General features: G+C 48.8%; 12 protein-coding genes. 5 read left to right on the top strand and 7 right to left on the bottom strand.

What is annotated here, in order from left to right:
- Nucleotides 1–71 precede the first annotated feature (71 nt).
- From FQ015_RS12315 to thpR, 7 genes are all read right to left on the bottom strand, one after another.
- Entirely contained in the window at nucleotides 72–668 is a 597-nt protein-coding gene (locus tag FQ015_RS12315) for a fimbrial protein (protein WP_039021859.1), read from the bottom strand.
- A 343-nt stretch (nucleotides 669–1,011) separates the two neighbouring features.
- Nucleotides 1,012–1,491, bottom strand: a complete 480-nt coding sequence (folK, locus tag FQ015_RS12310) for a 2-amino-4-hydroxy-6-hydroxymethyldihydropteridine diphosphokinase (RefSeq protein ID WP_039021858.1) — start codon at nucleotides 1,489–1,491, stop codon at nucleotides 1,012–1,014.
- Entirely contained in the window at nucleotides 1,488–2,885 is a 1,398-nt protein-coding gene (gene pcnB / locus FQ015_RS12305; RefSeq protein WP_203369798.1) for a polynucleotide adenylyltransferase PcnB, read from the bottom strand. Before pcnB ends, folK begins: the two co-directional genes overlap by 4 nt.
- A 59-nt stretch (nucleotides 2,886–2,944) precedes the next feature.
- Nucleotides 2,945–3,841, bottom strand: a complete 897-nt coding sequence (gene gluQRS / locus FQ015_RS12300) for a tRNA glutamyl-Q(34) synthetase GluQRS (RefSeq protein WP_032302439.1) — start codon at nucleotides 3,839–3,841, stop codon at nucleotides 2,945–2,947.
- A 66-nt stretch (nucleotides 3,842–3,907) separates the two neighbouring features.
- The gene (gene dksA, locus FQ015_RS12295; protein WP_001155227.1) at nucleotides 3,908–4,363 is read right to left on the bottom strand and encodes an RNA polymerase-binding protein DksA; all 456 of its coding nucleotides are present in this window, start codon (nucleotides 4,361–4,363) and stop codon (nucleotides 3,908–3,910) included.
- Between the two features lie 177 nt (nucleotides 4,364–4,540).
- Nucleotides 4,541–5,245 carry a DNA/RNA nuclease SfsA gene (gene sfsA, locus FQ015_RS12290; protein WP_000396023.1) on the bottom strand — a complete coding sequence of 235 codons (705 nt, stop codon included), beginning with the start codon at nucleotides 5,243–5,245 and terminating at the stop codon, nucleotides 4,541–4,543.
- 14 nt (nucleotides 5,246–5,259) lie between these two features.
- Entirely contained in the window at nucleotides 5,260–5,790 is a 531-nt protein-coding gene (thpR, locus tag FQ015_RS12285; RefSeq protein ID WP_001294670.1) for an RNA 2',3'-cyclic phosphodiesterase, read from the bottom strand.
- A 73-nt stretch (nucleotides 5,791–5,863) separates the two neighbouring features.
- On the opposite strand from thpR, the gene hrpB reads away from it, so the two are divergent.
- The 5 genes from hrpB (at nucleotide 5,864) to FQ015_RS12260 (ending at nucleotide 15,099) form a co-directional block, all read left to right on the top strand.
- Nucleotides 5,864–8,293 (top strand): ATP-dependent helicase HrpB, encoded by a 2,430-nt coding sequence (gene hrpB / locus FQ015_RS12280; RefSeq protein WP_039021626.1) that lies wholly within the window; start codon nucleotides 5,864–5,866, stop codon nucleotides 8,291–8,293.
- 93 nt (nucleotides 8,294–8,386) lie between these two features.
- Entirely contained in the window at nucleotides 8,387–10,921 is a 2,535-nt protein-coding gene (gene mrcB, locus FQ015_RS12275) for a bifunctional glycosyl transferase/transpeptidase (protein ID WP_160524104.1), read from the top strand.
- Between the two features lie 333 nt (nucleotides 10,922–11,254).
- Nucleotides 11,255–11,821, top strand: a complete 567-nt coding sequence (locus tag FQ015_RS12270) for a fimbrial protein (RefSeq protein WP_001035602.1) — start codon at nucleotides 11,255–11,257, stop codon at nucleotides 11,819–11,821.
- 45 nt (nucleotides 11,822–11,866) lie between these two features.
- Nucleotides 11,867–12,583, top strand: a complete 717-nt coding sequence (locus FQ015_RS12265) for a fimbrial biogenesis chaperone (RefSeq protein WP_039021628.1) — start codon at nucleotides 11,867–11,869, stop codon at nucleotides 12,581–12,583.
- A gap of 41 nt (nucleotides 12,584–12,624) precedes the next feature.
- Nucleotides 12,625–15,099 (top strand): fimbria/pilus outer membrane usher protein, encoded by a 2,475-nt coding sequence (locus tag FQ015_RS12260; protein WP_160524103.1) that lies wholly within the window; start codon nucleotides 12,625–12,627, stop codon nucleotides 15,097–15,099.
- Nucleotides 15,100–15,114: the final 15 nt, after the last annotated feature.

Here is a 15,114-nt window from a genome sequence, read left to right as displayed (position 1 = left end):
GCTATAGCGTAATTATAGGGAAACAGAAAAATAAGGTTTGCCTGCTGGCAAACCTTATGCCTATTACACAATTAGTTATAAATAATGGTGTACATTGCGTTAGTCGTAACGTGACCAGCAGTTACAGCAGAGCTGTTAGGTGCTTTTACGTAAGACGCGTTAAACAGGTATTGACCATCACCGTCTGCATCTAATTTCAATAACTGTACGTTAGAGGCGTCATTCATATGGACCTGTTTAATCTCAGGAGCACCATCCTTGTTTGTCATATTATGGACAGCAATATTCACGTTTTCTGCCGGTGCAAGACCGTTAACAGTGACGTTCATATTGTTGTTCAGAGTACCGCTGGTATTTGCAAAGCTAATGGAACTCATGGTTAAAGAAGCTTCGCTGTTACTGGCGGGAGCACAGTCCACAGAAATCTTAAATTCTTTTGGCAGGAGACCAACAGAAGTCTCGCTAACTGCAGGAAATGTATCAGTAACCTGCGCGGTAGTCAGTGATACTACGCCATCACTAGTGATGCTCTGTTTACCGCCATCAGCAACACCTATTTTACACGTGCCAGATTGTACAAGACCGTTAAAGTCGATTTGGCCACCATCAGCTGCCATTACTGAGCCAGAAGCAAAAATCATAGCGGCCGCGAGAAGAGTTTTTTTCATTACATGTGTCCTTACAAAGATATTAAAAATATTACGGGGAAGGCATAGTAATGAACGAAATGGAAAAATGTAATAGTGTGGAATTATCACTGCGTTGAATATATTTGCTATATGTATTATTTTGCTGTTTTTATGTTCTGAATAAAGGGAAGTTGCGTGGTATGTGCTAAGAAATAATATATAAAAAGATATCAATTAATTATTTCTAATTTGTAAATTAAGAATAAATAATGTTTGAAGGAGAGAGAGGATGTGTAAGATGTATATAATCTATTATTACTGTAATTATGCTATCTAGCATACCTTGCGTTTATCTTCAATAAGAAATGCATTACAAGGTTAATTACCAGATTTCAGGTTGGATTGTATTCAATTTTGTAAGTATAACTTGTAGTGTCTCCCCATCAGGAAAGACCAGCTTCGGCGCGATTTCAAACAGCGGCCACAGCATAAAGCCGCGATTCTTCATATCGTAATGCGGGACGGTGAGTCGTTCGGTATTAATGGTTTCATTACCAAACAACATGATATCAAGATCGAGTGTGCGCGGTCCCCAGCGTTCAGCTTTGCGGACGCGACCTTGCTGCAACTCAATACGCTGTGTGTGGTTGAGGAGTTCTTCAGCTGTAAGAGAGGTTTCCAGCGCCACGGCTGCGTTTAAGTAATCGGGTTGATCTTGCGGCCCCAGCGGTGGGGTGCGGTAAAACGAAGAAACGGCAAGAATGCGGCTTTCAGGAATGTCATCTATTGCCTTCAGGGCAGCATTGACCTGCTCCAGCGGAGAGGCCAGATTGCTGCCGATGGCAATATACGCCACTGTCATGCGGTGCCCTCACGGCGCGGCGCACGTCTGCGCGGGCGACGAGTACGACGACGCGGTGACGGTTCTTCATCCAGTTCGTTAAGCATCCCTTTTTGGTCTGGCGGCGCGGAAACCTGGAACTCACCCCACCATTTCGCCAGACGTTGTAGCTCGGCGTTGCGTTCTACTTCAGCACGCAGTGCCAGCAGGTCATAAGCGGCACGGAACTTCGGATGTTCGAGTAATTTCCATGCGCGTTTACCCTGACGGCGGGACATGCGCAACTGTAACTGCCAGATATCACGGGTTAAAGTGGTTAGCCGTTTCGGGATTGCCAGTGAACGGCAGGCTTCGTCCAGCACGTCGTTCATCGCCAGCGCGAAAGCGTCGTGATAGGTCAGGCCACTTTCCTGGGCGATCTTCTGTGCTGTTTCCAGCAGGGGATACCAGAACATGGCGGCAAACAGGAACGCCGGGTTGACGCGCATATCGTTATGAATACGCGTGTCAGTATTCTTCAGCACCTGCTCAATGATCCGCTCCATTGGACTGTCACCATTTTCCGTAAAGTAGCGGGTAATGGTCGGGAACAGCGGCTGGAACAGATGGTATTCACACAGCAGTTTATAGGTTTCGTAACCGTAACCCGCTTGCAACAGTTTCAGAGATTCTTCAAACAAACGCGCCGGAGGAATATCGTTTAGCAAGGTTGCCAGGCGTGGGATCGGTTCTGCGGTTTCCGGGCTGATGCGCATGCCCAATTTGGCGGCAAAACGTACCGCGCGCAGCATCCGTACCGGATCTTCACGGTAGCGCGTTTCCGGGTTACCAATCAGACGGATAACGCCGTCCTTCAGATCCTTCATGCCGCCAACGTAATCACGGACGGTAAAATCTGCCACGCTGTAATACAGGCTGTTGATAGTGAAATCGCGGCGCTGGGCGTCTTCTTCGATGGAGCCGAAAATGTTGTCGCGCAGCAACATGCCGTTTTGCCCGCGTTGGGAGGTCGTGCGGTCGCTGACGTTACCTTCGTGATGTCCCCGGAAGGTCGCAACTTCGATAATCTCCGGGCCAAACATCACATGAGCCAGACGGAAACGGCGACCCACCAGGCGGCAGTTACGGAACAGTTTGCGCACCTGCTCAGGCGTGGCGTTAGTGGTTACGTCAAAATCTTTCGGCTTTTTGCCAAGTAACAGGTCGCGCACGCCGCCGCCAACCAACCAGGCTTCGTATCCCGCTTTATTGAGCCTGTACATTACCTTCAGGGCATTTTCACTGATATCTTTGCGGGAAATAGCATGCTGCTCACGCGGGATCACCGTCACCTGTGGACGGGCGACTGCCTGTTCAGCCTCGCTTTCCTCGCGGCTTAGCACCTTGCGGCAAAAATTAGCGACTCGGGTAAAAATAATACACCTCGGTAGTGTCAAACATCATTCAGGACAAAAAAATAGCGGCTAATCATAGCTCAGCATGACGCATTTGAGAATGTTGAATTTACAATTGCCGACTCAGGAATGGTAGTCAGCGTCCAGTTTGTGACGGCTGACTGGAGAATTTGCTCAACGCTGAAATCCTGCCAGTGTGTTTCTGCCTGCTGGCCCAGAAATTGAAGTGCCGCGATTAACACCGGCCGAGGATCGCCTTTCGGCAACGCAGGCGCATGATTCTGCTTAGAAAGTTTAGCGCCTTGTGGATTAAGTGCCAGTGGCAAATGAATGTAATCTGGCACCTGCCAGCCAAAAAGCTGGTACAGCGAGATTTGGCGCACCGTGGGTTCGATCAAATCTGCCCCGCGGACAATTTCGCTCACGCCCTGGAAGTGATCATCCACCACCACCGCCAGGTTATAGGCAAATAAACCATCACGACGATGAATAATAAAATCTTCCCGCGCCAGTTTTTGGTCGGCATGAATAATGCCGCGCAGCTGGTCAGTAAACTGGGTGACCGGATGCTGCTGGCGAATACGTACAGCAGCGTTTTCTGGCCCATGATGCAACTCCCGGCAATGACCGTCGTAAATACCGCCAATGCTTTGAATACGTGCGCGCGTGCAGGTGCAGTAATAACTTAACCCTTGCTCATGTAACCATGCGAGTGCTTCACGATAGGCGTCGTGACGTTGCGATTGCCAGAGAACATCGCCGTCCCAGTGTAGACCGTAATGTTCCAGCTGGCGCAGGATGGTCTCTGCGGCACCGGGAACTTCACGAGGCGGATCGATATCTTCAATGCGAACAAGCCAGCGACCTTGCCGGGCGCGAGCCTGTAGAAAGCTTCCAAGCGCGGCAATCAGAGAGCCAAAATGAAGCTCGCCAGAAGGAGAGGGGGCGAAGCGACCAATATAGTGTGTGTCTGTCATCTCGTTGAACAAAAAATAAGGCGGGAGCATTTCCCGCCTGTGGTAAACGTGATGGAACGGCTGTAATTAGCCAGCCATTTGTTTTTCGCGAATTTCAGCCAGCGTTTTGCAGTCGATGCACAGATCGGCTGTCGGGCGCGCTTCCAGACGGCGAATACCAATTTCAACACCGCAGGACTCGCAGTAGCCGAAATCTTCGTCTTCCACTTTTTTCAGCGTTTTCTCGATCTTTTTGATCAGCTTACGCTCGCGATCGCGGTTACGCAGTTCGAGGCTGAACTCTTCTTCCTGGGCTGCACGGTCTACCGGATCCGGGAAGTTGGCTGCTTCATCCTGCATATGTGTAACGGTGCGATCGACTTCATCCCTGAGTTGATTACGCCATGCTTCCAGAATACGACGGAAGTGCGCCAGCTGGGCTTCGTTCATATACTCTTCGCCCGGCTTCTCCTGATATGGCTCCACCCCAGCGATGGCGAGAATACTCAGGGACGATGTTTTACGGTTTTGCCCTTCTTGCATGTTGCTTCTCCTTAACACGCACTATCGATCCCCATGTTCGGGGGAAAAATGAGGCCGCTATAAATAGCAGAAGCTTTTCCGGATAGCAATTATCTAAACGTAACACTTGACAACTGTGTGAGGAAAAGCGTATTTGCGCACGCGACCAGAATGTAAATTAACCAGTTACATACTTTACTACAATGTAACCGGCAGTGATTTTTTAAGAGCCATGCCTTCAGCAGAAAGTTCTGCTTTGTAAGCCAGAATTTCTACCCCCCTCTGTTGAGCTTCTGACAATAGTTGCGCGTATTTCTCATCGATGTGGCGCGCGGGTGAAAACCGTGTAATGGCTGAATGCAGCACGGCGAAAAAGATAACCGCACGCTGGCCTTCAGCCGCTACGCTCATCAACTCCCGAAGGTGTTTCTGACCTCGTTCAGTGACCGCATCGGGAAAATATCCCTGTTCGTTCTCCGCTAACGTAACCGATTTCACTTCAATATAGCAGTCTGGACGCGAATCCGCCTGCAACATGAAGTCAATACGGCTGCGTTCGGCGCCGTATTTTACTTCGCTTTTCAGAGAGCTATATCCTGACAGTTCTGAAATGGATTCATTAAGGATAGCCTCTTTCGTCAACCTGTTAGCCCAAAGTGTATTGACGCAAATAAATGCGCCGCTTTGGCTTTGGGTTAACTCCCAGGTGTGTGGGTATTTCCGTTTGGTATTGTCTGAAGTCGAATACCAGACGGTATCGCCAGGCGTTGCACAACCGGTCATGGCTCCCGTATTCGGGCAGTGTAGCGTTAATTCGCAACCATCGGGTGTGATCACATCGGCTAAAAAACGTTTGTAACGCTGAATTAGCGTCGCGCGCTGTAGAGGGGGAGAAAATTCCATTGCGACAATCCTTGTTATTGCGTTAGCGCCCAGCGTTTTAGCGGCGTGTAGCGTGTGCGCCCACGGGCAAACGAGGAGGCGTAAAGGGTGAACTCCGTCACCGTATACGACCAGTTAAAGCCTGGCGGCGGGATTGTCACCGCCTCGCTGGCGTCGCGCAATAAGGTGATATGTGGATGAAACGGTCGATTGCTTTGAAAACAACCGCTGCGTGCAGCTTGTGAACGGAGCATATTCGCCAACTGGATTAAGCCGCGTGGCGGCTGACGCATCCCTAACCATACCACACGCGAACGCAGCCACTGACCGGCGTCATCAAGCGTGAGTGTGAAACCGGGCTGACGAATCCGTCCGGCTAAAAGAGAAAGCGCCTTCTCTTTCTCTGCGCTGACTTCGCCTAAAAATGCCAGTGTCAGATGTAAATTATCGGCAGCGACCGGACGTCCCGCGTCTGGTGGGAACTGTGCGGCGCGCCAGTGGATAATCTGTTCGCGGATTTCTGCAGGTAAGTCGATAGCAAAGAACAGCCGTTGCGGTTCAGACATGTGAGGTACTCGGTTATGCATTACCGCGATGCTACAATGTGGCGCGAAGAATGTTAACCCTCTGGAGCGTTTTGTGTCGTCGTTGCCCGTTGCCGTCGTCTTACCTGAGTTACTTGCTGCCCTCGATGGTGCACCGCAGGTGTTATTAAGTGCGCCGACCGGGGCCGGGAAATCAACCTGGCTGCCGCTGCAACTGCTGGCGCATCCCGGCATTAACGGAAAAATTATCCTGCTGGAGCCGCGTCGCCTGGCGGCGCGTAACGTTGCGCAACGACTGGCGGAACTGCTTAACGAAAAAACAGGTGATACGGTAGGCTACCGGATGCGCGCGCAAAACTGTGTCGGGCCAAATACTCGCCTGGAAGTAGTTACCGAAGGCGTGTTGACGCGCATGATCCAGCGTGACCCTGAACTGAGCGGCGTTGGATTGGTGATCCTCGATGAGTTTCATGAGCGCAGCTTGCAGGCGGATCTGGCGTTGGCGCTGTTACTCGATGTGCAACAAGGTCTGCGTGATGACCTTAAACTACTGATTATGTCGGCTACGCTGGACAATGACCGCTTGCAGCAGATGCTGCCAGAAGCGCCCGTCGTCATCTCAGAAGGGCGCTCATTTCCGGTTGAACGCCGATATTTACCGCTGCTCGCTCATCAGCGTTTTGATGAAGCCGTGGCGGTTGCCACCGCCGAATTGCTGCATCAGGAAAGCGGCTCATTACTGTTATTTTTACCTGGTGTCGGAGAAATTCAGCGCGTTCAGGAACAACTGGCTTCGCGCATCGGTAGTGATGTGTTGCTCTGCCCGCTGTATGGCGCGTTGTCGCTGAACGATCAGCGAAAAGCGATCCTTCCGGCACCAGAAGGGATGCGCAAAGTGGTGCTGGCAACCAATATTGCTGAAACCAGTTTAACCATCGAAGGCATTCGTCTGGTGGTGGATTGTGCTCAGGAACGTGTGGCGCGCTTTGATCCGCGCACGGGGCTAACGCGGCTGATTACCCAACGCATTAGCCAGGCATCAATGACGCAACGCTCCGGGCGTGCCGGACGTCTGGAGCCGGGGATCTGTTTACATTTAATCGCCAAAGAACAAGCAGAACGCGCCTCCGCGCAAAGTGAACCAGAAATATTACAAAGCGATCTCTCCGGTTTGCTGATGGAATTACTGCAATGGGGATGCAGCGATCCGACGCAGATGAGCTGGCTGGATCAACCGCCAGCCGTGAATTTACAGGCCGCGAAACGCCTGTTGCGGATGCTGGGGGCGATGGACGGTGAACGGCTAAGCACGAAAGGGCAGAAAATGGCGACGCTGGGTAACGATCCGCGTTTAGCGGCAATGCTGGTGAGCGCAAAGAGCGACGACGAAGCTGCTACCGCTGCAAAAATTGCCGCTATTCTCGAAGAGCCACCACGGATGGGCAATATCGATCTGGGCGTGGCGTTTTCGCGCAATCAACCTGCCTGGCAGCAACGTAGCCAGCAACTGTTAAAGCGCTTAAACGTACGCGGCGGTGAGGCAGACAGTTCGCTTATCGCACCGTTACTTGCCGGAGCGTTTGCCGATCGCATCGCTCGCCGCCGTGGGCAAGAGGGGCGCTATCAACTGGCAAACGGCATGGGGGCAATGCTCGATGCCGATGATGCGCTAAGCCGCCACGAATGGTTGATCGCACCGTTATTGTTGCAGGGTAGCGCCTCGCCGGATGCGCGGATTTTACTGGCGCTACCGGTCGATATCGATGAATTAGTGCAATGTTGTCCGCAGCTGGTGCAGCAATTGGACACCGTGGAGTGGGATGATGCGCAAGGTACGCTGAAAGCCTGGCGTCGGCTGCAAATCGGCCAACTGACGGTAAAAGTGCAGCCGCTGGCGAAGCCTTCAGAAGACGAGCTGCATCAGGCGATGCTTAACGGCGTTCGTGATAAAGGCTTAAGCGTGCTTAACTGGACGCCGGAAGCGGAACAGCTACGCTTGCGTTTGTTATGCGCCGCCAGGTGGTTGCCGGAATATGACTGGCCAGCGGTTGATGATGAAAGTTTGTTGGCGACGCTGGAAACGTGGCTGCTGCCGCATATGACAGGCGTACATTCGCTACGCGGCCTGAAATCACTCGATATTTTTCAGGCGCTACGCGGATTACTTGATTGGGGAATGCAGCAACGTCTGGATAGTGAATTGCCTGCGCATTACACTGTGCCGACGGGAAGCCGGATCGCCATTCGTTATCATGAAGATAACCCGCCCGCGCTGGCAGTGAGAATGCAGGAGATGTTTGGCGAGGCCACCAATCCGACGATCGCCCAGGGGCGCGTGCCGCTGGTGCTGGAGTTGCTTTCTCCTGCCCAAAGGCCGCTGCAAATCACACGAGATTTGAGCGCCTTCTGGAAAGGAGCGTATCGCGAGGTGCAAAAAGAGATGAAAGGGCGTTATCCCAAACACGTCTGGCCGGATGATCCGGCAAATACCGCACCGACGCGACGGACGAAAAAGTATTCATGAAGACCAAAGTAAATTTGAGAGATATCTTCTTCTGTCTTGTTACAGAAGAACAGAAAATCGGGCTTTTGCGCCTGAATATTGCGGAGAAAAAGCATGGCCGGGAATGACCGCGAGCCAATTGGACGCAAAGGGAAACCGACGCGTCCGGTCAAACAAAAGGTAAGCCGTCGTCGTTACGAAGATGACGATGATTACGACGATTATGATGACTATGAGGATGAAGAACCGATGCCGCGCAAAGGTAAGGGCAAAGGCAAAGGGCGTAAGCCTCGTGGCAAACGCGGCTGGCTATGGCTGCTGCTAAAACTGGCTATCGTTTTTGCCGTGCTGATCGCCATTTACGGTGTTTATCTCGATCAAAAAATTCGTAGCCGTATTGATGGCAAAGTCTGGCAATTGCCTGCGGCTGTTTATGGCCGAATGGTCAACCTTGAGCCAGACATGACCATCAGCAAAAACGAGATGGTGAAGCTGCTGGAGGCGACCCAGTATCGCCAGGTGTCGAAAATGACGCGCCCTGGCGAATTTACCGTGCAGGCCAACAGCATTGAAATGATCCGCCGTCCGTTTGATTTCCCGGACAGTAAAGAAGGGCAGGTGCGTGCACGTCTGACCTTTGATGGCGATCATCTGGCGACCATCGTCAATATGGAGAACAACCGTCAGTTCGGTTTCTTCCGTCTTGATCCGCGCCTGATCACCATGATCTCCTCACCAAACGGCGAGCAGCGTCTGTTTGTGCCGCGCAGTGGGTTCCCTGACTTGCTGGTGGATACGTTGTTGGCGACTGAAGACCGTCATTTCTACGAGCATGATGGGATCAGTCTCTACTCCATCGGACGAGCGGTGCTGGCAAACCTGACCGCCGGACGCACGGTGCAGGGGGCGAGTACGCTGACGCAACAGCTGGTGAAAAACCTGTTCCTCTCCAGCGAGCGTTCTTACTGGCGTAAAGCGAACGAAGCCTACATGGCGCTGATCATGGACGCGCGTTACAGCAAAGACCGTATTCTTGAGCTGTATATGAACGAGGTGTATCTCGGTCAGAGCGGCGACAACGAAATCCGCGGCTTCCCGCTGGCGAGCTTGTATTACTTTGGTCGCCCGGTAGAAGAATTGAGCCTCGACCAGCAGGCGCTGTTGGTGGGTATGGTGAAAGGGGCGTCCATCTACAACCCGTGGCGTAACCCGAAACTGGCGCTGGAGCGACGTAACCTGGTACTGCGTCTGCTGCAACAGCAACAGATTATTGATCAAGAACTCTATGACATGTTAAGTGCACGTCCGCTGGGCGTTCAGCCGCGCGGCGGGGTAATCTCTCCACAGCCAGCCTTTATGCAACTGGTGCGTCAGGAGCTGCAGGCGAAATTAGGCGATAAGGTAAAAGATCTCTCCGGCGTGAAGATCTTCACTACCTTTGACTCGGTGGCTCAGGACGCGGCGGAAAAAGCCGCCGTGGAAGGCATTCCGGCACTGAAGAAACAGCGTAAGTTGAGCGATCTTGAAACCGCGATTGTGGTCATCGACCGCTTTAGTGGTGAAGTTCGTGCGATGGTCGGTGGTTCTGAGCCGCAGTTTGCGGGTTACAACCGTGCGATGCAGGCGCGTCGTTCGATTGGTTCCCTTGCAAAACCAGCGACTTATCTGACGGCCTTAAGCCAGCCGAAAATCTATCGCCTGAACACGTGGATTGCCGATGCGCCAATCGCGCTGCGTCAGCCGAATGGCCAGGTCTGGTCACCGCAGAACGATGACCGTCGTTATAGCGAAAGTGGCAGAGTGATGCTGGTGGATGCGTTGACCCGTTCGATGAACGTGCCGACGGTAAATCTGGGGATGGCGCTGGGGCTGCCTGCGGTTACGGATACCTGGATTAAACTGGGCGTACCGAAAGATCAGCTGCATCCGGTTCCGGCAATGCTGCTGGGGGCGTTGAACTTAACGCCAATTGAAGTGGCGCAGGCGTTCCAGACCATCGCTAGTGGTGGTAACCGAGCACCGCTTTCTGCGCTGCGTTCGGTAATCGCGGAAGATGGCAAGGTGTTGTATCAGAGCTTCCCGCAGGCGGAACGCGCGGTTCCGGCGCAGGCGGCGTATCTGACACTATGGACCATGCAGCAGGTGGTACAACGCGGTACCGGTCGTCAGCTTGGGGCGAAATATCCAAATCTGCATCTGGCAGGGAAAACGGGTACTACCAACAACAACGTAGATACATGGTTTGCGGGCATTGACGGCAGCACGGTGACCATCACCTGGGTAGGCCGTGATAACAACCAGCCGACCAAACTGTATGGAGCCAGCGGGGCAATGTCGATTTATCAGCGTTATCTGGCTAACCAGACGCCAACACCGCTGAATCTTGTTCCGCCAGAAGACATTGCTGATATGGGCGTGGACTACGACGGCAACTTTGTCTGCAGCGGGGGCATGCGTGTCTTACCGGTCTGGACCAGCGATCCGCAATCGCTGTGCCAGCAGAGTGAGATGCAGCAGCAACCGTCAGGCAATCCGTTTGATCAGTCTTCTCAGCCGCAGCAACAGCCGCAACAGCAACCTGCTCAGCAAGAGCAGAAAGACAGTGACGGCGTAGCAGGTTGGATCAAGGATATGTTTGGTAGTAATTAATATCGTAATAGCTCTCCGCTGATGCGGAGAGCGTAATAGATTACTATGACGTTATATAGATAAATATAATAAGTATTTATTTAATGAATCTAATGGGGTGAATTTATATTTTTAATTTATGATTTTATATTTTTGAGAATAAGAACAAACCTTTAAATTTCAGATGGTTGTAACCTTTTTATTATATGTCGTATAGACATGTAATGTCTTTTTTGCTCTAATCTAAAAATAATTTATTATTTGCATCTATTTATATTATCAATATTTATCAAGTCCTGCCCAGCCTCTCTGGAATGGAATCATGCTTTATTGACTCATAATTAAGGGATTTTTATGAATAAAAAATTGCTTTCTCTATTTGCGTCAGGAACTTTCCTGGCAGCAGTAAGTACGAGTGTATTTGCTGTAGATACTGGGATTGTTAACTTCAATGGTAAAATTGTTGCTGATACCTGCGAAATCAATGTCAATGATTCTAGTAGTACGACAGGCACGGTGACTTTTGCAGATACTTACCCTGCGGACTATACCGGGGATGGTACGATTGGGACTTCAAAAGATTTTAAGATTGAGTTGCTAAAGTGTGACCCATTGGTTACAAAACTAAACCTGACATTTTCTGGAACCACAACGGATACTGGTTCTCTTCGCCTTGAAAATAGCGAAACTGCTGCGGGTAGTGCAACAAATGTGGGTATTACGGTAACAAATAAAAATGGCGGAACAAGTAGTGTAAAATTTGATGGTTCTGTCCCTGATGAATCCACTGATGTTGATAATGCTGGCGATGTAAATCCCACGATATTTAATTATACTGCTAATGTCATCCAGATTGGTAATAACCCGCCAACTGCGGGGAAATATGCCTCATCTGCAACGTTTGAAGTCTTCTATCGGTAATATTTATAGTGTATTGAGGGACTATCTGACCATGGAGGGTTATTTATGTCAGTATCTTATCGATTCTTTTTAGGATTTACATTTCTTCTCACTGCAATACAGGCACAGGCAAGTGTTGTACTTGGTGGTACACGCATTGTCTATCCTTCAAATCAAAATGAAGTTCAAATTACATTAAAGAACAAAGACGTACATGCTCGTTATCTCGTGCAAAGTTGGGTGAGTAATATTGATGGTTCTAAAGCCCCTTTTCTCATCACGCCTCCCGTTTATAAACTTGAGGAAAACCGTCAAACACTACTCCATGTTGTATTTACAGGAAATAAAGAAAGCCTTCCTCAAGATAGAGAAAGTTTGTTTTTAGCAAATATAAAATCTATTTCTGCTATGCCGGAGGAGCTAAAAGATAAAAACACCTTGCAATTTGCAATGAAAGTACGGCTTAAGTTATTTTGGCGACCAGATTCTTTGAGTAATAGCGACGCTTTAACTGCATGGGAAAAACTTAAATTTCATAAAGAATCAGGGAGGCTCATAGTAAAAAATCCAACGCCTTTTTATATTTCATTTAATGAGCTAACAGTATCAGGTAAGAGCATTACTGCTGTCGAGGAGAAATCTGAACCTGGAGCATTGTCAATGATGGTTGGTCCATTTTCTGAGAATCGGTTTAGTCTTCCTGCTGGAGCAGGTAGTGTTGTTGAGTGGTCGGTGATAACTGACTATGGTTCAAGTTCAGGGAAACGTCAACAAAAACTATAAACCGCTTAATTGTATTTTCATACCAGGGCGAAAAGGAATTTATGCCGCTACCACTGCATTGTACATTTGTTTTAACTGGAGTAGCGCTTGCGCTATCTACAGTGTATTCATTGAGCTATGCACGAGATGAATTTAACTTACGTATCCTGGAGTTGGATAGTCCGCTTGAAAATACAAAAGTGCTGGAAGAGTTTATTAATAATAACAATCTAACGCCAGGTGTCTATCTTACCTCTGTAATGTGGGGGCAAGAATATCTTGATAAGAGAAACATTACGTTCATTCTTTCTTCAGACAAAAAAAAACTTATCCCTCGTTTTACAAAGGCAGATCTCGGTGAGCTAGGACTTAACGTGGGTGCCATTCCAGCGTTACAAGTAATGGATGATGACGCTGAGGTTGGCGATATTTCACAGATTATTGATGGCGCACGTTATGACTTCCAGCTAGATAGTCAAACACTGCGACTGCAAATTCCTCAAATTTATCAGAATTCAAGAGCCATAGGGAGTATTTCACCAAAATACTGGAATGATGGCGATAGTGCTGCCTGGTTAAGTTATTATGCCAGTGGTTCTCAACAAAATAGTGATGGTGATAACCTGAACTCAAATTGGTTGAATTTAAACTCAGGTGTAAATTTAGGTGTATGGCGGTTACGTAATAATACTGTTTATAGTGGCTCCAATTGGGATTCGATTAGCACCAGTTTGCAACGTGATATCAAAATATTACGTAGCCAGATGGAAGTCGGGCAAACTTTCACGAATGGTGAACTTTTTGATAGTGTGCAAATGACAGGTATAAAACTTGAAACTGATACCAGTATGTTGCCTGAGAGTGAACAAGGCTTTGCGCCTGTAGTACGTGGTATTGCAAATAGCGACGCACAAGTTGTGATTAAACAGAATGGCTATGTCATTTACCAAACATGGGTATCAGCAGGGCCATTTGAAATTAAAGACTTAAACCAGGTAACGGCAGGGGCCGATCTGGACGTTACCATCAAGGAAACAAATGGACAAGAACACAGCTTTATTCAGGCTAGTTCAGCGGTTCCAATCCTACAGCGAGAAAACGCATTAAAATATAGTGTTGCTGCTGGAAAATATCGTGACAGTGATAATAAATCAGAGCAACCTGTTTTTGGGGTTGCAACAGCGATATATGGTTTGCCTTATGGAATAACGATTTATGGTGGCATACTTGGAGCCTCCATGTACCGTTCTGGTGTGACCGGAATTGGTGCTGACTTAGGCCGCCTGGGATCGGTTTCTATTGATATCACAGCAGCAAATACGAAACTTGAAGAACACAATGATGCAACTGGACTGTCATGGCGTGCAATGTATTCGAAAGATTTTCCAGATACTGATACGACATTAAATCTGGCAAGCTATCGTTATTCAACATCGCAATTTTATACTTTTCAGGAGGCACTTGATCAACGTGATATTCCTGATGATAAGAGTATTTATAGTTATCGCCAGACCAATAATAGACGTAACCGTTTGCAAATTAATCTTTCGCAAAATATAGGTCGTTGGGGATCGATCTATCTTAATGGTTATCAACAAGATTATTGGGGAATGCAAGGATCCGAACGCAGCATAGGAATGGGTTATAGTACTAGCTGGAGTGATATTAGCTGGTCTGTTAATTACGCACTGACAGATATGCCTGGAATGGCTGGTGAGCAGCAATTTTCATTGTCAATCAATATTCCTCTGTCTCGCTGGTTGCCGGGGGCATGGGCGACGTATAATGCAAATCGTTCAGACAAAGGTAATACCTCTCATCAAATGGGTATTGCTGGAACTGCTCTGCAAGATAATAACCTTAGTTATAATTTACAACAAACTTATGCCGATAATAACGTGGGTTATGGTGCCAGCATAAATGGACGTTATCGTAGTTCAGTAGGCGAGTTTGGTCTGGGATATAACTATGATAAAAATAGTCGACAATGGAATTATAGCGCACAAGGTGCGGTGGTTGCGCATACTCATGGAGTAACATTAGGGCAATCAGTACAGGATTCATTCGCGATTGTGCATATTGATGATGGTGCTAATGTAAAAGTACAAAATGCGCAGGGAGTTTATACTGATTATTGGGGGAACGCGATTATTCCTAATATGACAAATTATCGACATAACACCATTACGGTAAATACTCAGGGGCACGATAATCTTGATATCGTTGATGCAACACAAGATGTTATTCCTTCGAAAGGTGCCGTCATTGGTGTCAATTTTAAAGCACGTAATGGTATGAGAGCATTATTGACATTGCTCCACGATAAAGAATACGTACCCTTTGGATCATTGCTGACATTAGGGGATAGTACATCAATTGTCGGTGAGGATGGTGAGGTTTATATTACTGGTGTGCAAAATGCCATGTCATTTACGGTACAGTGGGGAAAAGAAAACAATCAGCAATGTACAGGGATTATAGCTGTGCCAGAAACATATACCAAAGGTATCTATAAGGCCACAATAGAGTGCCGATAACAAACAGGACATGAA

This window comes from Escherichia sp. HH26CH, assembly GCF_009820205.1.
Lineage (GTDB): Bacteria > Pseudomonadota > Gammaproteobacteria > Enterobacterales > Enterobacteriaceae > Escherichia > Escherichia coli_F.
Note: the sequence above shows the minus strand (reverse complement) of the source record. Positions and strands in the feature narration are given on the sequence as shown.

Bases quoted from the DNA above. Each gene is read 5' to 3' on its own strand.
- FQ015_RS12315 (WP_039021859.1), bottom strand. From the start codon at position 668: ATGAAAAAAACTCTTCTCGCGGCCGCTATGATTTTTGCTTCTGGCTCA.
- folK (WP_039021858.1), bottom strand. From the start codon at position 1,491: ATGACAGTGGCGTATATTGCCATCGGCAGCAATCTGGCCTCTCCGCTG.
- gluQRS (WP_032302439.1), bottom strand. From the start codon at position 3,841: ATGACAGACACACACTATATTGGTCGCTTCGCCCCCTCTCCTTCTGGC.
- dksA (WP_001155227.1), bottom strand. From the start codon at position 4,363: ATGCAAGAAGGGCAAAACCGTAAAACATCGTCCCTGAGTATTCTCGCC.
- sfsA (WP_000396023.1), bottom strand. From the start codon at position 5,245: ATGGAATTTTCTCCCCCTCTACAGCGCGCGACGCTAATTCAGCGTTAC.
- thpR (WP_001294670.1), bottom strand. From the start codon at position 5,790: ATGTCTGAACCGCAACGGCTGTTCTTTGCTATCGACTTACCTGCAGAA.
- mrcB (WP_160524104.1), top strand. From the start codon at position 8,387: ATGGCCGGGAATGACCGCGAGCCAATTGGACGCAAAGGGAAACCGACG.
- FQ015_RS12270 (WP_001035602.1), top strand. From the start codon at position 11,255: ATGAATAAAAAATTGCTTTCTCTATTTGCGTCAGGAACTTTCCTGGCA.
- FQ015_RS12265 (WP_039021628.1), top strand. From the start codon at position 11,867: ATGTCAGTATCTTATCGATTCTTTTTAGGATTTACATTTCTTCTCACT.
- FQ015_RS12260 (WP_160524103.1), top strand. From the start codon at position 12,625: ATGCCGCTACCACTGCATTGTACATTTGTTTTAACTGGAGTAGCGCTT.